The organism is Streptomyces sp. NPDC054047 (assembly GCF_055585065.1).
On sequence record NZ_JBVJKV010000001.1, the window covers coordinates 1255324 to 1275251 of the forward strand.

Annotated in this window: 18 protein-coding genes and 2 tRNA genes; 15 read left to right on the plus strand and 5 right to left on the minus strand. The window is 70.7% G+C overall.

The window, feature by feature from the left end; translation table 11 throughout:
• The first annotated feature begins 197 nt into the window (after positions 1–197).
• The 5 genes from ACZ6ZP_RS05630 (at position 198) to ACZ6ZP_RS05650 (ending at position 4764) form a co-directional block, all read left to right on the plus strand.
• The gene (locus ACZ6ZP_RS05630) at positions 198–1784 is read left to right on the plus strand and encodes a hypothetical protein (RefSeq protein ID WP_351164675.1); all 1587 of its coding nucleotides are present in this window, start codon (positions 198–200) and stop codon (positions 1782–1784) included.
• Positions 1781–3136, plus strand: a complete 1356-nt coding sequence (locus ACZ6ZP_RS05635) for an AAA domain-containing protein (protein ID WP_351164676.1) — start codon at positions 1781–1783, stop codon at positions 3134–3136. Before ACZ6ZP_RS05630 ends, ACZ6ZP_RS05635 begins: the two co-directional genes overlap by 4 nt.
• Positions 3137–3544: 408 nt before the next feature.
• A complete protein-coding gene (locus ACZ6ZP_RS05640; RefSeq protein WP_249589766.1) occupies positions 3545–3910 on the plus strand; it encodes a hypothetical protein in 366 nt (121 codons plus the stop codon).
• A 157-nt stretch (positions 3911–4067) separates the two neighbouring features.
• Positions 4068–4700, plus strand: coding sequence for a bifunctional DNA primase/polymerase (locus ACZ6ZP_RS05645; protein WP_469405640.1), 633 nt, complete (start codon positions 4068–4070; stop codon positions 4698–4700).
• Positions 4691–4764 (plus strand) — tRNA-Lys (locus ACZ6ZP_RS05650). Before ACZ6ZP_RS05645 ends, ACZ6ZP_RS05650 begins: the two co-directional genes overlap by 10 nt.
• Before the next feature lie 146 nt (positions 4765–4910).
• Here ACZ6ZP_RS05650 and ACZ6ZP_RS05655 read toward each other — a convergent pair.
• The gene (locus ACZ6ZP_RS05655) at positions 4911–6191 is read right to left on the minus strand and encodes a M6 family metalloprotease domain-containing protein (protein WP_351164678.1); all 1281 of its coding nucleotides are present in this window, start codon (positions 6189–6191) and stop codon (positions 4911–4913) included.
• A gap of 327 nt (positions 6192–6518) precedes the next feature.
• Here ACZ6ZP_RS05655 and ACZ6ZP_RS05660 point away from each other — a divergent pair, with 327 nt between their 5' ends.
• Complete coding sequence (locus ACZ6ZP_RS05660) at positions 6519–8324, plus strand: putative bifunctional diguanylate cyclase/phosphodiesterase (protein ID WP_469405643.1); 1806 nt, start codon at positions 6519–6521, stop codon at positions 8322–8324.
• A gap of 2 nt (positions 8325–8326) precedes the next feature.
• Here ACZ6ZP_RS05660 and ACZ6ZP_RS05665 read toward each other — a convergent pair whose 3' ends face one another.
• From ACZ6ZP_RS05665 to ACZ6ZP_RS05675, 3 genes are all read right to left on the minus strand, one after another.
• Positions 8327–9424 carry an LLM class flavin-dependent oxidoreductase gene (locus ACZ6ZP_RS05665; protein ID WP_351164680.1) on the minus strand — a complete coding sequence of 366 codons (1098 nt, stop codon included), beginning with the start codon at positions 9422–9424 and terminating at the stop codon, positions 8327–8329.
• A 419-nt stretch (positions 9425–9843) separates the two neighbouring features.
• Positions 9844–10581, minus strand: a complete 738-nt coding sequence (locus tag ACZ6ZP_RS05670; protein ID WP_351164682.1) for a maleate cis-trans isomerase family protein — start codon at positions 10579–10581, stop codon at positions 9844–9846.
• Positions 10582–10593: 12 nt separating this feature from the next.
• Positions 10594–11430, minus strand: coding sequence for a maleate cis-trans isomerase family protein (locus ACZ6ZP_RS05675; protein ID WP_361470628.1), 837 nt, complete (start codon positions 11428–11430; stop codon positions 10594–10596).
• A 330-nt stretch (positions 11431–11760) separates the two neighbouring features.
• Between ACZ6ZP_RS05675 and ACZ6ZP_RS05680 the strand changes: the two genes are divergently transcribed.
• Complete coding sequence (locus ACZ6ZP_RS05680) at positions 11761–12717, plus strand: D-2-hydroxyacid dehydrogenase (RefSeq protein ID WP_351164684.1); 957 nt, start codon at positions 11761–11763, stop codon at positions 12715–12717.
• Between the two features lie 40 nt (positions 12718–12757).
• A complete protein-coding gene (locus ACZ6ZP_RS05685; protein ID WP_351164685.1) occupies positions 12758–14161 on the plus strand; it encodes an amidase in 1404 nt (467 codons plus the stop codon).
• Between the two features lie 27 nt (positions 14162–14188).
• Here the strand turns inward: ACZ6ZP_RS05685 and ACZ6ZP_RS05690 are convergent, their stop codons facing one another.
• The gene (locus ACZ6ZP_RS05690) at positions 14189–14689 is read right to left on the minus strand and encodes a DUF3830 family protein (RefSeq protein ID WP_351164686.1); all 501 of its coding nucleotides are present in this window, start codon (positions 14687–14689) and stop codon (positions 14189–14191) included.
• Positions 14690–14882: 193 nt separating this feature from the next.
• On the opposite strand from ACZ6ZP_RS05690, the gene ehuB reads away from it, so the two are divergent.
• From ehuB to ACZ6ZP_RS05725, 7 genes are all read left to right on the plus strand, one after another.
• A complete protein-coding gene (gene ehuB, locus ACZ6ZP_RS05695; protein WP_361470669.1) occupies positions 14883–15737 on the plus strand; it encodes an ectoine/hydroxyectoine ABC transporter substrate-binding protein EhuB in 855 nt (284 codons plus the stop codon).
• The gene (gene ehuC, locus ACZ6ZP_RS05700) at positions 15734–16480 is read left to right on the plus strand and encodes an ectoine/hydroxyectoine ABC transporter permease subunit EhuC (protein WP_351164687.1); all 747 of its coding nucleotides are present in this window, start codon (positions 15734–15736) and stop codon (positions 16478–16480) included. Before ehuB ends, ehuC begins: the two co-directional genes overlap by 4 nt.
• Positions 16481–16524: 44 nt before the next feature.
• A complete protein-coding gene (gene ehuD / locus ACZ6ZP_RS05705; protein ID WP_351164811.1) occupies positions 16525–17142 on the plus strand; it encodes an ectoine/hydroxyectoine ABC transporter permease subunit EhuD in 618 nt (205 codons plus the stop codon).
• Positions 17132–17944 (plus strand): ectoine/hydroxyectoine ABC transporter ATP-binding protein EhuA, encoded by an 813-nt coding sequence (gene ehuA, locus ACZ6ZP_RS05710; RefSeq protein WP_469405646.1) that lies wholly within the window; start codon positions 17132–17134, stop codon positions 17942–17944. Before ehuD ends, ehuA begins: the two co-directional genes overlap by 11 nt.
• Before the next feature lie 188 nt (positions 17945–18132).
• Complete coding sequence (locus ACZ6ZP_RS05715) at positions 18133–18891, plus strand: IclR family transcriptional regulator (RefSeq protein WP_351164691.1); 759 nt, start codon at positions 18133–18135, stop codon at positions 18889–18891.
• Between the two features lie 84 nt (positions 18892–18975).
• Positions 18976–19049, plus strand: a tRNA-Lys gene (locus ACZ6ZP_RS05720).
• Between the two features lie 203 nt (positions 19050–19252).
• Positions 19253–19927 carry a DedA family protein gene (locus tag ACZ6ZP_RS05725; RefSeq protein WP_351164693.1) on the plus strand — a complete coding sequence of 225 codons (675 nt, stop codon included), beginning with the start codon at positions 19253–19255 and terminating at the stop codon, positions 19925–19927.
• Position 19928 lies beyond the last annotated feature (1 nt).

A 19928-nucleotide genomic window follows, 5' to 3' on the forward strand; every position in this document is an offset into this window, starting at 1 on the left:
TGTCGCCGGGTGATCGGGTGGGCGAGTGGGGAAAATCCGCCGCGAAGCGGCGGGGCAGCAGCGGATGACGGCCCGCAGAGGCCGCCGCACCGCGCAGCGCCCCGGGGCGCGTCAGGCGACGACGGCGGCGAACAGGCGACGACGGACAGCGCACCGCCAAAGCCCCGTGCAACGGCCCCGCAGGGAGAGGCGACCCAGTGTCACTGATCGACAACCTCGCCCGCCTGGAGGCGGTGGCCACCGGCCGCGCCCAGCCCAGAGCAACGACCCGGCACCGGCACCTCTCCCAGCGCCCCCTCGTCCTCGTCCCCCTCATCACCGCCGGCGAGGCAGGCGCCCCGCTCGGCGCGCTCGTCGGGACGGAGCGGACCTCGCCCCGCGTGCTCATCGTGCCGCAGCCCCGCGACCGCGACCTGCGCTTCACCTTCCTCGCCCAACTCGCGGACACCGTCCTGGAGTACGTCGACTCGTTCACGGACGACGTCGAGGCGGCGGAACGCAGCGAGACGGACCCGGAGACCGGCAAGCGGGTCAAGGTGGAGGTCGAACTCTGCGCGGACGCACCGCAGTTGATCGTCCCCAGCCGCGCCGGCATCGACTTCGTACGGCTCATCGGCCGCTCCACCCGCTTCCGCCGCACCGCGGAGCAGGACCCTGAGACGCCCTACCCCGCCCCGCCGCGCGTCCCCCTCCTCGGCCGCTGGCTGACCCACTTCGGGGAGCGCGCCCGGGTTCCCGGCTCCTCCCTCCTCGTCGCCATGACCGAACTGCTCTCCCGGCACTGGGCCACCGGGCAGTCCAGCCTGGAGGACCAGCACCTGGGCGCCCTGCTCGCCTGGATCGAGGCCCCGGAAGGCACGTCCGGCGCCGAGGCCGCGCTCCGCGCCGAGCTGGCGCGGGACAAGGACGGTCAGTTGCTCTGCCCGCCCGCGGGCCCCGCCACGGACCCGGCGTTCGACAACCGCCTCCTCGCCCCGGCCATCGAGCGCTACGACCGCGCGCGCGGCACCCTCGCCACCGCCGAGGACGGCATCCAGGCGGACGCCCGCCTCGCCGAACTGGCTGCCGCCGAGCGGGAGATCCGCTCCCTGATCGAGAGCAGGACCCGCCCCACCTGGGACGCGGTGTGGCGCGGTCTCGACGCGCTCTGCACGCTTCCCGAGGCCCCGCGCGCCGCCGACCGCTGGACCCGCGACCGCTGGTCGTTCACCGGCCACCGCGACCGCGTGACGGCGGGCGAACCCCCGCAGCCCCGCGTCGACGACGCGGTGACGGCGGCGAACAAGCTCGCCACGCGCGAGCGCGAACAGGCCAGGCTGGAGGCCCAGGAAGCGCTCGACGACCCGCTGGTGATGGCCGGCCGCAGGCTCGCGGGCGAGGCCTTCGCCGGCGAGGTGACCGAGGTGGTCATGGCGTACAGCGAGGGCAAGAGCCCGAGGCCGCGCCCCCTGGTCACGGTCCGCACGGACGACCACCCGCACCTGGCCGAGCGCGCGAAGGTGTACCGCTCGCTGCAGGGCAAGCCGCAGACGGCCGAGTTCGTGACGTACGAGGGCGAGGGAATCGTCGTCCTGCGCGTCACCGACAAGATGGGGCGCGGCAAGGAGCCCGAGCCCGGTTCCGTGCCGGAGAAGGGCGACCGCGTCTGCTGGACGCTCTTCGAGCACGAGCAGCGCGGCGGCCCCAAGCTGCCCGAACCCGAGGCGACTCCCTGGACCCACGGCGGCCCGCCGGGCGACGCCGCCGAGCGCCCTGACCCCGTGACGCCGGAGGACACCCTGTGAGTCCGACCGCCCCCTTCGACCGCGCCTCCTTCGACCCGGGCGCCGCGGCCACCCGCGCCACGGACGCGATCCTGCACGACACGCTGCACGGCGCGCACCGCGGTGTCGTCGTCGACTCGCCGCCCGGCGCGGGCAAGTCGACCCTCGTCGTCCGCGCGGCCCGCGAACTGGCGGCCGCCGGGCGCCCGTTGATGGTGATCGCGCAGACGAACGCGCAGGTGGACGACCTGGTTCTGCGCCTCGCCGAGAAGGACCCCGAGCTGCCGGTGGGCCGTCTGCACAGCAGTGACCCGGACGCGTACGACAAGGCCCTGGACGACCTGCCCTTCGTCCGTACGTCCACGAAGGCCGCCGACCTGGCGGGCCTGGACGTCGTCGTGTCCACCGCGGCGAAGTGGGCGCACGTCAAGGACGTGGAGCCCTGGCGGCACGCCATCGTGGACGAGGCGTACCAAATGCGTTCGGACGCGCTGCTCGCCGTGGCCGGGCTCTTCGAGCGGGCCCTGTTCGTGGGCGACCCGGGCCAGCTCGACCCGTTCTCGATCGTGGGCGCCGAGCAGTGGGCCGGTCTCGCGTACGACCCTTCGGCGAGCGCGGTGACGACGCTGCTCGCGCACAATCCCGAACTGCCGCAGCACCGCCTGCCGGTGTCCTGGCGGCTCCCGGCGTCGGCGGCCCCGCTGGTGTCGGCGGCGTTCTATCCGTACACGCCCTTCCGCAGCGGCACGGACCACGGCGACAGGAAACTCGGCTTCGGTGTTCCGTCGGACGGTTCGGGCCCGGACCGGGTGATCGACGAGGCGGCGGAGTCGGGCTGGGGCCTGCTGGAACTGCCCGCGCGGAACACGCCGCGGACCGACCCCGAGGCCGTGCGCGCGGTGGCCCAGGTCGTGCGGCGGCTCCTGGACCGGGGCGGCGCGGCCACGTCGGAGCGCGGCCCGGAACCCACGCCCCTGACGGCCGACCGCATCGCCGTCGGCACCGCCCACCGCGACCAGGCGGCGGCGGTGCGGGCGATCCTCGCGGAAATGGGCGTAAGAGACGTCACGGTGGACACCGCGAACCGGCTCCAGGGCCGCGAGTTCGACGTGACGGTGGTCCTGCACCCGCTCTCCGGCCGCCCGGACGCCACCGCGTTCCACCTGGAGACGGGCCGCCTGTGCGTCCTGGCGTCCCGCCACCGCCACGCCTGCATCGTGATCTGCCGCGCGGGCGTCAGCGAACTGCTCGACGACCACCCGTCGACGGAACCGGTCCAACTGGGCGTCACCGTGAAGTTCCCAGACGGCTGGGAAGCGAACCACGCGGTACTGGCCCGCCTCGCCGAACACCGAGTGGCATGGCGACCGTGAACCCGCCGGCCCACCACACCGCAAACACCGGACGGAGTCCGGCACGCCGCCGGAGGCGGCCAAGAGAAACAGCCCAGACGGCTGGGAAGCGAACCACGCGGTACTGGCCCGCCTCGCGGAACACCGAGTGGCATGGCGACCGTGAACCCGCAGGCGCACCACACCCCAAACGCCGGACGGAGTCCGGCACGCCGCCGGAGGCGGCCAAGAGAAACAGCCCGGATGGCTGGGAAGCGAACCACGCGGTACTGGCCCGCCTCGCCGAACACCGAGTGGCATGGCGGCCCTAGCTCTGGCGGTGCGCGGAAATCCTGGAACCCCCACAGCCCAGGGCCCACGGCCCCCTTGCGCAGCAAGGGAGAATGGAAGTCGGCCCCACGGCCGGAAACCGTACGAGGAGGAAGAACCATGGCGGAGCCCGAGCGGCCCCGGACCGAACAGCGTCTGCGACCCGCGCCCCTGCTCTTCGAGCCCGCGGAAGCAGTCGCCGACCCGGAGCACTTCTTCGACCTGGAGTCGATGGAGGACCCTCGTGAGCTCCTGGCCCGCGCCACCGAGCTGACCCACGCCTTCCGTGCCGCGACGGACCGTGCGGTCGAGTTCCAGGCGATCGCGGCCGCCCAGCTCGCCGACCCCCGGCGCTTCGACCGGCTGACGCCCGCCGCGATCGCTGAGCGCGCGCAGTGGACCGAGGACTACGCGAAGAAGATGGTCGAGTTCGGCCGGGACCTGCTGCGCGGGGCCGGTGCGGGCGGCGGCGGTCCGGAGGCCTGAGAGGCGCCGGACAGGGGGCGCGAAGGGCGCTCCGGGCCCCGGAAGAAGATCACGGGGCATATGCCATGGGGGCAAGGTACTCCCTCCCACCCCCTGTTGTCCTGATTTCTGGCAACTCTCAGAAATGGAACCTTCACCACCGGTAGATGTAGTCGCCATGAGCAGCACGCGCCTCCACCCGGATCCCCACCCCGCCGACGTCCAGGACATCTCCGACGTCACCACCGAGGGAGCCGCCTGGCTCGCCTCCGCGGAAACGTATCCCCGCAGCGCCCTGTCCCACTGGCGCAACCGCCCCACCGCCCCGGCCGTCCTGCCCTGCGGCTCCGTCTTCGACGTGGTGAGCGTCCCCGCGGTCTTCGGCCGGCGGATGCTCGACCGCCTGTGGGACGAAGGCCCCGGCTCGGGCCCCGTCGCCGCGCACCGCGGCCGCATGCTGCTCTTCACCGCCCCCGGCACCGCCCAGCGGCTGCCCTCGCTGCTCGAGTGGGAGGAGTGGGGCCGCGCCGTGCCGGGCGTGCTCTGCCACGGCATGGGGGACGCGGTGACGGTGCCGCCGCTCACCGCGGAACACGGGGAGACCGAGCGGTCCGGCCCCCTCGAAGGGCACCTCGAATCGCGCTGGCTCGTCGCCCCCGACACCCGGCACCCCTGGCTGCCGGGGCCCGAGATGACGCTCTGGGCCTGCGTCCGCGCGGCCCGTGCGGCGGCGGGCTCCGCGGTCCGTATTTCGATTTTTCCTGGCGGCGATCAGAGTGCTAAGGTCTACGACGTCAGCAGGCGCCGTTAGCTCAGTTGGTTAGAGCAGCTGACTCTTAATCAGCGGGTCCGGGGTTCGAGTCCCTGACGGCGCACAGACAGAAAGAAGCCCCTCGCGCAAGCGGGGGGCTTCTTTCATGTCCGGCACTTTCCTCATGTCCGGCACTTTCCTCATATCCGGCGCTTTCCTCATGCCCGGCGCTTCCTTCATCCTCGGCGCCGACAAGATGTCGGGGACGGCTCAGCCCACCGACACCTTCACCGTCCACGCCCCCGTCGCCGTCCGCCCCTCGACCTCGATGCGTACGTCCTCGTCCGGCACCGTGAAGCTCTCCCCCGCCCCCACCGGCGCGTCCGCGAGCGGCGGATACACCGATGCGCCCCAGCACGCCTCCGAGTCCGGGTGCGCGTCGATGACCTCGACCGGGCCGCCACCGGAGGGCGCCTCGTTGCGTACGCGATAGGCGAGCACTCCTTCCCGGCAGGTCGCCCGGTCGTTGCCCGCCGCGTCGCGCGCCTCGATGGCGATGGCACTGCCACGGCCCGTGCGCACGACCGCCAGCTTGGTGCCGCCGACGCCACCGCGCGTGGGCCGCGCCGACAGCGGCTCCAGGGTCAGCCGCCGGTCGCCGCCCTCCACGCACACCACCTGCCGCTCGTCCAGCCAGCCGAGCTTCCACTTGTGCCAGCCGAAGAGGTCGGGGGAGAGCCCGAACTGGCTGCCCATGACGTCCCAGTCGCCGACGTGCGTGTCCCAGTCGCCCTCGCCGTCCGTCGGCCGGTGATAGAGGTCGGGCAGGTCGAAGACGTGGCCGGTCTCGTGGGCGAGGACGTTGCGGTCCGGTGGATGCTGCTCGAAGACCGTGACGATGCGCTTGATGTCCGCGCCGTCGGCCCGCATCGGCCGGTCGAAGTTGACGACCTTCGTCGCGTCCGAGTCGACGCCGGGCGCGTCCGGGTCCGCGACGAAGTAGACGACGTCGTACCGCGAGAAGTCCACGTGCGGATCGGCGGCGGTCACCGCGTCCCGCAGATAGGCGCTGCGCCGTGCCGCGTTCCAGTCGCGCTGTATGGCGTACGCGGTGGAGTAGTCCGGCATCTCGACCCACTCGCGCTGCGGGTGCGGGCGCAGCGCGAACTTGCCGTAGGAGGCGCGGTCGAAGAACTGGCTGGTGGCGGGGAAGTAGTCGGCCGCCAGGTCCTCGGGGTCGATCCGGGGCGGGGAGTCGGGGAAGGAGAGGAAGACCATCACCGCGTCGAGGGTCCGTTCGGGGCGCGGATAGGCGGCGTTCCAGGTGTCCAGGCCCTCCGAGTGATGCGCCGGTGTGCGCTGGAGCGCGCAGGGCACCGCCGAGGTCTGGGCGATCGCGGGACCCGCGACGAGCCCCGTGGCGGCCAGTGCGGTCAGGGATGTGAGGGCGGCGGCCGCGCTGCGCAACCGGGGTCTCTCCCCTCCACGGGTGAGTCCCCAGGGGGGTAGCTGACGCGGCACGTCGACCTCCGGGTGCGGATTGCGGGGCATCCCACCCACCCTGTGATGATTTATTCAAATACGCCCTGTTTGTCTGACCCGGTCGGGTGATGAGCGGCGCGTCGAGCGCTCACGGAACGTCACAAGTGGTCGCCGGGAAGATTGAGGCGCAAAGGAAGCGGTACCGGGTCGAGCAGAAACGATCTGTCGCCGTGTGGGCGCCAAACCCATGCCGGGCATGCGCCTGTCCTATGCCGGAGACGGCCGCCACGCGGCGCCGCGCTGTGGCTGGATGCGCCCTCGGGCCAGCCCCTATGATCGGCACACTTTCCTGCGCGGGCCCGGCCTCGCCGAACAACTGCACTGCGGGAGCAAGTGGTGAACGGAACGTCTGAAGGCCAAGCGCCCACAGCGATCACAGCACCCGACCTCGCTGGGGCGCCCACTACGGAGCGTCGCCGTCCGGCGCAGCTGCCCGATCACCGAGCCGCTTTCGCCGCCGCCCCTCTCGCCCTGGGCGTCGTCGACGGCGAAGGCGTCGTCGTCGACGCGAACGACGCGCTCGCCGAGTTGCTCGGCGCGACCTCGGACGAGCTGACGGGCCGCCTCGCCGCCGATCTGGTGGACCTGGCGTCGGAGGCCCGCACCTGGCACGCGTACCGCGAGGTGCTCCGCGGCCGCCAGGCGAAGCTGCGCTGCACCCGGCGCCTGAAACACCCCGACGGGCATTCCCTGTGGATCCAGGTCACCGTCACGCCGATGCCCGGCGGGCGCACGGTGCTGCTCGCCGCCACCGACATCAGCGCCCGCCGCGAGCTGCAGGCCCGGCTGCGGCACCTCCAGATGCACGACCCGGTGACACGGCTGCCCAACCGCAGCCTGTTCTTCGAACGCCTCGCCGCCGCGCTCGAAGCGGGAGCGTACGACGACACGGGCACCGGCCGGATCGGCCTCTGCTATCTGGACCTCGACGGGTTCAAGGCGGTCAACGACACCCTCGGCCACCGGGTCGGCGACCGGCTGCTCGCGGCCGTCGCGGAGCGGCTCACGCGGTGCGCCGACGAGGCGGGCCACGGCAGGACGGCGGCGCCGCTGGTCGCACGGCTGGGCGGCGACGAGTTCGCGCTGCTCGTGGAGGACTCGACGGGCACGGACCAGCTGGCCGACCTCGCCGAAGCGGCGCTCAAGACGCTGCAGGAGCCCTTCGACCTGTCGGGCCAGCGGCTCTCCGTCTCGGCGTCGATCGGCGTCGTGGAGCGGCGGGCCGCCGGGGCCACGACGACGTGCCTGATGCAGGCCGCCGACACGACGCTCTACTGGGCGAAGTCGGACGGCAAGGCCCGCTGGACGCTCTTCGACCCCGAGCGCAACGCCCACCGCATGACGCGGCAGTCGCTGTCGAGCTCACTGCGTCCGGCCGTCGATCGCGGTGAATTCCTGCTGGACTACCAGCCGTTGGTGCGCCTGGAGGACGGCGGTCTGCGCGGGGTCGAGGCGCTGGTGCGGTGGCAGCATCCGCGCTTCGGCCTGCTGACGCCGAATCGGTTCATCGGATTGGCCGAGGAGGACGGTTCGATCGTGCAGCTGGGCCGCTGGGTGCTGCGGACCGCGTGCCGCCAGGCCCGGCAGTGGCAGCTGGACCACCCAGGGCGGCCGCCGGTCTTCGTGAGCGTCAATGTCGCGGTGCGCCAGGTGTGGGACTCGGACCTGGTGGCCGACGTGGAGGAGATCCTCGCCGAGACGGAACTCCGCCCCGAACTGCTCCAGTTGGAGCTCACCGAGTCGGCCGTGATGGGCTCGGCGGGCCGCCCGCTGCAGGCTCTCCAGTCGCTCAGCGACATGGGGGTGCGGATCGCCATCGACGACTTCGGCACGGGCTACTCGAACCTGGCCTACCTGAGCCGCCTTCCGGTGTCCGTCCTCAAGCTGGACGGCTCCTTCGTACGAGGCTTCCAGTACGACGCGGAGGCGGGCGAGGCGCACATCAACCCCGCCGACGAGGTCATCGTCGAGGCGCTGGTGCAGCTCGCCCACCGGCTGGGCCTGACGGTGACCGCGGAGTGCGTGGAGACGACGTCCCAGGCGGCACGGCTGCGCCGGATCGGCTGCGACACCGGGCAGGGGTGGCTGTACTCCCGCCCGGTGACGCCGGATCGTATCTCCGCACTGCTCGCGGCGAGTTGAGGCTAGGCGCGGGGCAGCCCGTAGGCGTCGGCGATCAGCTCGTAGGACCTCAACCGGACTTCACCGCTGTGTGCGTTGGCCGTGATCATCAACTCGTCGGCGCCGGTGCGCTTGGCGAGGTCGTCGAGGCCGGTGCGGACCTGGTCGGCGGTGCCGTGGATGACGTTGGAGTTCCAGCTGTTGACGAACTCCCGCTCCATGTCACTGAACGCGTACGCCTCGGCCTCCTCGGGAGTCGGGACGAGCCCCGGCTTCCCGGTGCGCAGCCGGACCATGTTCAGCGCGGCGGCAAGAACCTGACGCCGAGCTTCGCCCTCCTCATCCGTGGCGAGAGCCGAGACGCCGATGAGAGCGTACGGAGCATCGAGCACGGCGGACGGCTTGAACGACTCCCGGTAGAGGTCGAGCGCCGGGATCGTGTTCTGCGCCGAGAAGTGGTGGGCGAAGGCGAAGGGCAGACCGAGGACTCCGGCGAGGCGGGCGCTGAAGCCGGAGGAGCCGAGCAGCCACAGGGGCGGGCGGTGCGGGGACTGGACGCCGCCGGGTGAGGTGGCCTGGACGGGGCCGGGGACGGCGTGGATACGGCCGTACGGGTGCCCGTCGGGAAAGTCGTCGTCCAAGAAGCGGGTCAGCTCGGCGAGCTGCTGCGGAAAGTCGTCGGCGCCTTCATTGAGACGCTCGGTCCTGCGCAGCGCGGCGGCGGTCGCACCGTCCGTACCCGGGGCGCGCCCGAGCCCCAGGTCGACACGCCCAGGAGCCATCGCCTCCAGGGTCCCGAACTGCTCCGCGATGACGAGAGGAGCGTGGTTGGGCAGCATGACGCCGCCCGATCCCAGCCGGATGCGTTCGGTGTGGGCGGCGAGGTGGGCGAGGATGACCGCCGGTGAGGAGGAGGCCACTCCCGGCATGGAGTGGTGCTCGGCCACCCAGTAGCGGTGGTATCCGCGCCCCTCGGCGAGCTTGGCGATCTCCACGCTCTTCTTCAGGGCGTCGGTGGCGGTACGCCCCGCGCCCACGGTCACCAGGTCCAGTACGGAGAGCGGGACCGGCGCGCTGCCGTGCCGCTCGCCGCGGATGTCGTCGCTCGGGTCCACTGTCACGGGGGCCTGCCTCCTGCTGCGCGGTGCTTGTGCGGTATTTCGTACTCCGCAGACCCAACAGGAGGGGGGCTCCGCTTTATTCCCCGATGCCCGGCCCCCTGCCCCGCGGCGCCCCGTAACGAACAGACCTCTCCCACCCACCCGCCCGTAACCCCGCATCCGCCCCTGAACGAACAAGCCTTTCCCGCCCACCCGCCCGATTGCCCCGCAGTGACCAGCGACTACCCGCAGTCGGGAGCGCTCGGGAGGGGACGTGCCGGTATGTCCGCCCGGAGCACGGTTCGCGGCGCTCCGGGACCGCAGCGGCCGGGCGGCCACCGGACGACAGCGAGGACGGACATACCGGCGCGGCACCGACCCACACACGGACCGACCCACACACGGACCGGCCCACACACGGACCGACCCCGCAGCAGCCGCTACTCCCGAACCTGCACCACCGGCTCCTTAGTGAAGAGCGCCCCCAGGGAGGGGGCGTTCACCCGCCGGGTCGCCAGGCGCAGCGCTTCCCAGACCGTCACCTGGTTCGCCGTCAGGACCGGTTTGCCCAGCTCCTCCTCCAGCGCCTGCACATACGCCGCCGTATGCAGCGCCGTATCCGGGAGCAGGAGCGCCTGCGCGTCGGGGTGGTCGCCCGCGTGGGCCATGGCACGGACCTCCTCCCAGCCCCACGTACCCACCTCCGCCGCAGTGATGATCCCGTTCCCCCGCGTCGACACGACCTCCGTGCCGGCCGCCTTCAGGAACGAGGCGAAGAGGGAAGCGACGTCCTCCGGGTACGTGGCCGCCACGGCGACCCGCCCCGCGCCCACCTCACGTACCGCGTGGGCGAACGCGAAGGACGTGCTGGACGCCGGCAGGCCCGCCGTCCGGGCCAGCGCACGGACCTGGTCGTGCGCGCCCTCCCAGCCGAAGACGAAGCTCGCGCTGGTGCAGGCCCACACCACCGCCTCCGCCCCGGCCAGACGCAACTCCTCGACCCCGGCGGCGAGCCGTGCCGTCGACCCCATCTCCAGGAGCGCGTCCACCCGGTGCGCGTCCTCGCCGATGTCGGTGTGGACGACCTGCAGCCGGACGTCACTCCCCAGCATCTGTTCCATGCGGGGGTACTCGTCCTCAGCCGAGTGACCCGGATAGAGGAAACCAAGTGCGGTCACTTCCAGCCTCCTTCAAGGCAGCGTTGGTGGTCCTTCGGGCAGCCCCTGGGGCGGATCGACCGGTACCACACCGGGCAGCTCGCCCGGCCCGGCGACCGGACCCGCGCCCGGCCTGGCACTCGGATTGATCAGCGCCTGGTAGGGCCCTACGGCATGGGTACCCAGACGGCGCAGGGCGGACCACATCGTCACCTGGTTCGCGGAGATCACCGGCATCCGCAGCTCGGCCTCCAGCTGCGGAATGACGTCGTACGTCGCGAGGTTGGTGCAGCTGATGAAGAGCGCGTCGGCCCCGCCCAGCACCGCCCGCCGCGCCATCTCCGCCACGTCCTTGTACGGCACCTTCCAGATGTGCCGGGTCAGGCCCAGATAGGCGCGACCGGTGACGGACACACCGGATTCGGCCAGGTAGTGCTCCAGGGACTGGGTCACCGACCAGGTGTAGGGCGTGACGAGCGCGATGCGCCGCGCGCCCAGATCGTCGAGCGCTTCGAGCAGCGCGCCCGAGGTCGTGACGGCCGAGACCGCGCCCTCGCGGTTCATGGCCTCGCACATCGCGCGCTCACCCGCGATGCCGCCGACGAAGCTTCCCGACGTGCAGGCGTACGCCAGAACTTCGGGCTCCGCGGCGCTCAGCGCGCGCACCGCCTCGGCGAGCGTTTCGTGCTCGCTGACGAGTCGTGCCAGGTCAAGGCTTACCTCGACGGGCACGTACGGCGTGCGCGTCAGGTGGAGGGAGATCTCGTCCGGCACCCAGCGCCAGAGCTCCCGGTCGAGTGCGAAGTCGAAAGGGGCGACGACACCTACACCGCGTTGAGGGTGTGGTCCGCCGAGGAAAGAGACGTCCATGAGCAGGCCCCAAGTTCGTGCGTGCGTGCAATGGAGGGACCGGCCGGGGCCGGGAGATGCGAAACCGGCGACGCGCCGGGACGTCGGGACGGGGCAGAAGGCGCCGAGAAAGCGCTACAGAGAGTGCTACGGCCTCGTACGGAGCGTACTCAGTCGCGGGGTGCTTGTGATAGAGCACCTCTGTTGACGAAGGTAGTTTCAGGTGCGAGCGTGGTCAATCCGCGCATCTCAGACGGCTCTGGCCGACACAAATCTCAGGGAAGCGGACTCTCATTGCGAAACGGTTTCTCCTCGATGTCCGAATCAATGTCTGATCCGATGTCTGGTCCGATGTCTGAAACAACCGTTCTGGTCCTTGACGCCCCCTCCCCCGCCCCGCCGCCCCGCCTCGGCAGCCTCACCGGGCGCGCCCGGATCCTGCACGCGGACGCGGACACCCTGGCGGCCCAACTCCCCCACGCCGATGTGCTCCTGGTCTGGGACTTCCTCTCGGACGCGGTGCGTCTGGCCTGGCCCGGCGAGGGGCCGAGGCCCCGCTGGGTGCACACCGCGAGCGCGGGCGTGGACCGCCTGATGTGCCCCGAGCTGGCCCGCTCCGACACGCTGGTCACCAACGCCCGCGGCGTCTTCGACCAGCCCATCGCCGAGTACGTGGCCGCCCTCGTCCTGGCCATGGCCAAGGACCTGCCACGCACCCTCCAGCTCCAGGGCGAGCGCACCTGGCAGCACCGCGAGACCCAGCGAGTCGCCCGTACGCGCGCGTGTGTCGTGGGTTCGGGCCCCATCGGACACGCCATCGTGCGCATGCTGAAGGGGCTCGGGATCATCACCGCCCTGGTGGGCCGCAGCGCGCGGGCCGGCGTCCACGGCCCCGACGAGCTCGACCGGCTCATGGCGCGCGCCGACTGGGTGGTGTGCGCGGCGCCGCTGACGGACGACACGCGCGGGATGTTCGACGAGCGGCGGTTCGGGATGATGCAGCCCTCCGCGCGCTTCATCAACATCGGGCGCGGCGCGCTCGTCGTGGAGGACGCTCTCGCGGCCGCCCTGTCGAAGCGGTGGATCGCGGGCGCGGCGCTCGACGTCTTCGAGCACGAGCCACTGCCCGCGGACAGCCCGCTGTGGACGGCGCCGGGGCTCCTGGTGTCCCCGCACATGAGCGGCGACACGGTCGGCTGGCGCGATGAACTGGGCGCACAGTTCGTCGAGTTGTACGAGGAGTGGGCGGCCGGGCGGCCCCTCTCGAACGTGGTCGACAAGAAACGCGGGTATGTACCCGGGAATTGATCATTCCCCGAGCCACTTCCCTCCCCCTTGAGGAGCGTGCATGACCGAGCTCACGGATCTCACCGCGGTACAACTCGTCGACGCCTATCGCAAGGGCGAATTCAGTCCCGTCGACGCGACACGGGCGGCCCTGCGCAGGGCCGAGGAAGTACAGCCCGCGGTGAACGCCTTCGTGCGCCTCGACGCCGAGGACGCCCTCGCGGAAGCGGAGGCGAGTGCGGAGCGCTGGCGGCGGGGTGAGCCGCGGGGTCTGGTGGACGGGGTGCCCGTCTCGGTCAAGGACATCCTGCTGCAGCGCGGCGGGCCGACCCTGCGGGGCTCCAAAACCGTTCGCGAGCAAGGGAGTTGGGAGGAGGACGCGCCGTCGGTGGCGCGGCTTCGCGAGCACGGCGCGGTGTTCATCGGCAAGACGACGACGCCCGAGTTCGGCTGGAAGGGCGTCACCGACAGCCCGCAGAGCGGGATCACGCGCAATCCGTACGACCCTTCGCGCACCGCGGGCGGTTCCAGCGGCGGCAGCGCGGCCGCCGTGGCGCTCGGCGCGGCGCCGGTGTCGCTCGGCACGGACGGCGGCGGTTCGGTGCGCATCCCGGGCTCCTTCTGCGGGATCTTCGCGCTGAAGCCGACGTACGGACGCGTGCCGCTGTATCCCGCGTCCGCGTTCGGCACGCTGGCGCACGTCGGCCCCATGACGCGGGACGCGGCGGACGCGGCGCTCCTGATGGACGTCATCAGCGGCCCGGACTGGCGCGACTGGTCGCAGCTGGGTCCGGCAGAGGGCAGCTTCCGCGCGGGTATCGAAGGCGGCGTACGCGGACTGCGCATCGCGTACTCCCCCTCGCTCGGCGGTCAGGTCGCGGTGCGGCCCGCGGTCGCCGCGGCCGTGCGCCGGGCCGTGGAGTCCCTCGCGGCGCAGGGTGCGTACGTCGAGGAGGCGGACCCCGACTTCACGGACCCGGTGGAGGCCTTCCACACGCTGTGGTTCAGCGGCGCGGCGCGGGTGATCCAGCACCTGCCGCCGGACCGCCGTGAGTTGCTCGACCCGGGGCTGCGGGAGATCTGTGCGCAGGGCGCCCGGGCCAGCGCGCTCGACTACCTTGCCGCAGTTGACGTACGCATGGAGCTCGGCCGTCGCATGGGCCGCTTTCACCAGACGTACGACCTTCTGATCACTCCGACGTTGCCGATCACCGCGTTCGAGGCGGGAGCCGAGGTACCGAAAGGTTCCGGCCATCGGCGGTGGACGGGATGGACTCCGTTCACCTACCCCTTCAACATGACGCAGCAGCCGGCCGCGACCGTCCCCTGCGGGGTGGACCGGGACGGGCTGCCCATCGGCGTGCAGATCGTGGCGGCGCGACACGCCGACGCATCCGTCCTGCGGGCCGCGCACGCGCTGTACGAAGCGGGCGGCGCGAGGATCGCGCCGCCCTCCATCGGCTGAACCCGCGGACGGGTGCGCAGGCGGGGCCTACGCTCTGCGGAAATTCAGCGTCTCGCCCTGCGCGCCCGCGCGCCACAGGTCGTTGCAGGCCTCGGCCATCTGGTCGAGGCCTTCGACCACTTGGCCCCAGACGATGCCGGGGACCCAGCCGACGTCTCCGTTGAGCAGCAGGTTGTTGCGCTCGTAGAAGAGGGCGAGGTCCACGACCGTGGCACCCGCCTTGACGTCCGCGGCCGGTTCGTACCCATAGGCCTGCGTGCCCAGCTGTGTCCCGTTGAAGGAGAAATAGCAGAGGTCGCCGGGGATGGGGGTGACTGTCGGATTCTCCAGGGGCGGCTCGCGGTCCGCGAAAGCCGGAAAGAGGGCGTAGATCTCATTGCGGGCGTACTTCGCGTGATAGACGTCCTCGCTGAGCGGAAGCGCCTCCCACACCGCCGCGCAGGTCACCGGGGCCCGGTCGTCGAGCAGCTTTGCCGTGCACTGAACTCCCCGCTTGGCGAGGGAGACTTCGATGAATCGGTCTGCCATGTGTCCCATGCTCCTCCCTGGGTCAAGACCACAACGATTGCATCAGGGGCTGAAATTGGCCCGCATATCTCGCGTCGAGTCGGGTAGCCGCGCGCCCATGGCTCCACCACTTTGGAACGACCCAGAGAGCAATGAGACAGAGAGCCCCCGTGCCCCGGGCACGGGGCCCGGTGCGGCGCCCCGGAACATCGGGATCCGCCGACGATCACTCCTGTTCGGCGCGGCCGCGGTAGGTGCGGTGGGCGCGCTCGGCGCGGCGGGCTGCAGCAAGGTGCCCACCGGGGACACGCTGGCGCGCCTGAAGTCGCAGGGGACGGTGCGGCTCGGGATCGCGGGAGAGGCGCCGTACGGGTACATCGACGAGGACGGGGCGTTCACCGGCGAGGCGGTGGAGCTCGCGAAAGTGATCTTCAAGCGCCTGGGGGTCGACAGCGTCCAGCCCGTGGCGACCGAGTTCGGTTCACTCATTCCCGGCCTGACCACGCAGCAGTTCGATGTGGTCTCGGCGGGGATGTACATCAACAAGGAGCGCTGTCAGCAGGTCATCTTCTCCGACCCCGAGTACCAGATGCTGGACTCCTTCATCGTCCGCAAGGGCAACCCGAAGAAGATCTACAACTACCAGGACGCCTTCAAGATCAAGGCGAAGATGGGCACGGGCCCCGCCTACGCTGAGATCGACTACGGGATCGCCGCGGGCTACAAGCGGGACGAGATCTCCATCTTCCAGGACCCGGTCGCGGGCATGAACGCCGTCGAGGCCGGCCGCATCGACTTCTTCGCCGGCACCGCGCTGACCGGCCGCGGAGTGGTCCGCAAGAGCACGAAAGCTGAGGCGACCGAGGCCTTCGCGCCCATCGTCGACGGCGAGAAGCAGATCGACGGCGGCGGCTTCACCTTCCGGCCCACCGACACGGAACTGCGCGACGCCTTCAACGTGGAGATCCACAAGATGAAGAAGAGCGGCGAGCTCTTCCGGATCCTGAAGCCGTTCGGCTTCACCAAGGACGAGATGACCACGCTCACCGCTAAGGAGCTGTGCAAATGACAGCGGGACTGTGGGAACACTGGGTTCTGCCCGGTATCTGGATCACCATCCAGCTGACGATCTACAGCGCGGCCCTGGCCGCCGTCGTCGCCTTCGGCATCGGCATCGCCCGCACCCACCGGCTGCGCACCGTGCGCTTCCTGGCCGGTTTCTACACCGAGGTCTTCCGCGGCACCTCTTCGCTGGTGCTGATGTTCTGGATCTTCTTCGTCCTGCCGCAGCTGGTGGGCTGGGCGCTGGTCCCGATGTGGGCGGCCGTGCTCGCCCTCGGGCTCTCCTACGGTGCGTACGGCGCCGAGATCGTGCGCGGCGCGCTCAACTCGGTGGCTCCGGCACAGCGCGAGGCGGGGGTCGCGTTGAGCTTCAGTCCGTGGCAGCGGATGCGTCTGATCCTGCTGCCGCAGGCCATCCCGGAGATGATCCCGCCGTTCTCGAACCTGCTGGTGGAGCTCCTCAAGGGCACCGCCCTGGTCTCGCTGCTCGGCATCGGCGACGTGTCGTTCGCCGCGTACCTGGTGCGCCTGGCGACCACCGAGAGCGCCGAGATCTACACGATCTCCCTGGTGATCTACTTCGTGCTCGCGTTCCTGCTGACGCGCGGAATGCGTTCCCTGGAGCGTAAGACCAAGGCCGGCATCGGCCAGCAGCCCGAGCCGCGCGGCGGCCTGATGGGCAAGCTCAACTTCCGCCAGCAGCTGGCGACTTCACAGGTTCCGAAGAGCTCAGGGGGCGGTGGCGCGTGAACAACGGTACTGACAAGTGGGACTGGGGTGCGGTCGCCGACTTCATGCCGCACTTCTGGGACGGCGTCCTCACCACCCTGCAGATCCTGGCCCTCGGCTCGCTGATCTCGTTCTCGGTCGGCCTGGTGTGGGCGCTCGCGTTCCGCGCGCCCAGCCGCTTCGTGCGGTGGCCGGTCGGCATCATCACCGAGTTCATCCGCAACACCCCGCTGCTCGTGCAGTTGTTCTTCCTGTTCTTCGTGCTGCCGGAGTGGGGCGTCCAGTTCTCCGCCCTCACCACCGGCATCATCGCGATCGGCCTGCACTACTCGACGTACACCGCGCAGGTCTATCGCGCGGGCATCGAGGCCGTACCCGTCGGACAGTGGGAGGCGGCCACGGCGCTGAGCCTGCCCTACCGCCACACGTGGACCGCGGTGATCCTGCCGCAGGCCATCCGCCGCGTGATTCCCGCGCTCGGCAACTACGTCATCGCGATGTTGAAGGACACCCCGCTGCTGGCCAGCATCGGGGTACTGGAGCTGCTGCAGCGCTCGCGCCTCGAGGCGGCGCAGACCTTCCAGTACACCGAGGCCCTGACCGTCGTCGGCATCGCCTTCATCGTCATCGCCTACCCGTCCTCCCTCCTCCTCCGAGCTCTGGAGCGTCGTCTTGTCGTCTGAAAGCACCCCCAAGGAAACGACCAATCCGGCGGTGGACGGCAGCGAGCTGATCCGCTTCGACAAGGTCACCAAGAGGTTCGGGTCGAACACCGTCCTGGACGAGCTCGACTTCTCGGTGGACTCGGGCAAACACGTCACGCTGATCGGCCCGTCGGGATCCGGCAAGACCACGATCCTGCGGCTGCTCATGACCCTGATGAAGCCCGAGGAGGGCACGATCAAGGTCGGCGGGCGCTACCTCACGCACGAGGAGAAGAACGGCAAGCTCGTGCCGGCGAACGAGAAGTACATCCGCGAGGTCCGCAAGAACATCGGGATGGTCTTCCAGCAGTTCAACCTCTTCCCGAACATGAAGGTCCTGCGCAACATCACGGAAGCCCCGGTCACCGTCCTCGGCCTGTCCAAGGACGAGGCCGAGGAGCGCGCCCGCGGGCTGCTGGAACTGGTCGGGCTCACCGAGCACATCGACAAGTACCCCAACCAGCTCTCCGGCGGCCAGCAGCAGCGCGTCGCCATCGCGCGCGCCCTGGCGATGCGCCCGCAGGTGCTGCTCCTGGACGAGGTCACGTCCGCGCTCGACCCCGAGCTGGTGGCCGGTGTCCTCGACGTCCTGCGGGACATCGCGCACACCACGGACATCACGATGCTCTGTGTGACCCACGAGATGAACTTCGCGCGTGACATCTCGGACCAGGTCCTGATGTTCGACTCGGGGCGGGTCATCGAGGCCGGGACACCGGAGAAGATCTTCACCGAGCCGGAGCACGAGCGGACCCGGGAGTTCCTCAGCGCGGTCCTGTGACCGCGTGGCGAAATCAACCAGGCCATGGCCTTGGGTGATGACGCTGGCATATGCCAGGGTGGCGCGTTCCTGCTGACGGAGCCGGAGCGCGCCACCAATCTGGTCAACAGCCGCTCCATAGTGACCCCTTGGCGGCTATCGTGGGACGGAGCCCAGCTGTCCGGAACCGTTCCACGCAGGGGGAAGCCGTGGCGCTGAAGCACGAGCCGACCACGCCGCAGCACTCGGTACAGAGCGCCCTGCGGGTGCTCGAGATCGTCGCCAGGCACGAAGCCGGCGTGACCGACGCCGAGCTGGCCCGGCAGACCAAACTTCCCGCCCCCCAGCTGGCCACCCTCCTTCGCATGCTGCGCCGCGAGGCGTACGTCGAGCAGATCGCCGACGGTGCGTACGTGACCGGTGAGTCCCTCACCCGGCTCGGCTCGGCCCAGCGCCGCGACCAGGCACTGCGGGACAAGCTCCAGGTGACGCTCGACGGGCTGCGCGACTCGATCGGCGCGGCCGTCTACATCAGCCGGTACGAAGACGGCGAAATCAAGATCACCGACTGCGCGGACGGCCCCTGCACCCCGAAGGTCAACGAGTGGGTGGACTTCCGCTCCTCCGCGCACGCCAGCGCGGTCGGCAAGAGCCTGCTGACCCAGCTCGACCTGGACGGCCGCAGGGACCACCTCTCCCGCCACAAGATGGCCCGCCTCACCTCGCGGACGATCACGAACGAGAAGGTCCTCCTGAACCGCCTCGCCGCCCAGCCCGCCACGGTCCCGGTCCTCGACCTCCAGGAGTACGCGGTCGGCACGGTCTGCGCGGCCGTCCCGATCACCGCGGGCTCCTCGGTCGGCTGCCTCGCGCTCTCCCTGCCGGTGGAGCACGCGCACCGGCTGCGCGAAGCGGCCCAGACGCTCAATCGCGGGGCGGCGCCGGTGCTGCTCTCGCTGGCGATCTAGGGGCGGGTCCCCGGGGCGAGCAGCGGGGGAACGCGGGCGGTTCGGAGCACCCTCCAGGACCGGGTATTATTTTCGAGTCAGCACGCGCCGCTAGCTCAGTTGGTTAGAGCAGCTGACTCTTAATCAGCGGGTCCGGGGTTCGAGTCCCTGGCGGCGCACTAGCGATTAGGTCGCTGACCTGGGGCTTCTCGGTTTTCCGAGAAGCCCTTTCGCGTTGCCCCGACCGTCCCGCGACCCTGCGGAAAACCCCACCCTGCTCGACGGCAATCCGCATACCGCCGCTGATCCACGGTTCCTAGCGTTGCTGATGAATCCCGGTGGCTGTGCCGCAGCCGCCGTCCCGCCAGCCTGGAGAAACCGCATGGATCTCGTGACTCTCGCCCTCCCCCAGGAACCCGCGGGCGGCATCGCGGGCTGGGCGGCCGACCTCGTGGACACGATGGGCGGTCCGGGCGCCGGTCTCGCCATCGCCCTGGAGAACCTCTTCCCGCCGCTGCCCAGCGAGGTGATCCTGCCGCTGACCGGCTTCGCCGCCGGACAGGGCGTGATCAGCCTGGCGTCCGCGCTGTTCTGGACGACACTCGGCTCGGTGGTCGGCGCCGCCGTCCTGTACTGGATCGGCGTGCTGTTCGGCCGTGAGCGCATGCATGCCATCTGGGCCAAGCTGCCGCTGGTCAAGGGTTCCGACCTGGAGCGCACCGAGCAGTGGTTCGCCAAGCACGGCACGAAGGCGGTCCTCCTGGGCCGCATGGTGCCGATCTTCCGCAGCCTCATCTCGGTCCCGGCCGGTGTGGAGCGCATGCCGCTGCCGATCTTCCTGACCCTGACCACCGTGGGCAGCCTGGTCTGGAACTCGGTCCTGGTGATGGCGGGTTACTGGCTGGGCGACCAGTGGGACGCCGTGGAGACCTACGTCGGTTTCCTCTCCAAGGCCGTCCTCGTCCTGGTCGTCGTCGCCATCGCCGTCTACGTGGTCATGCGCGTCCGGTCCAAGAAGCGGCCGCAGGCGCAGCCCCAGCACCGCCGTACGTCCTGAC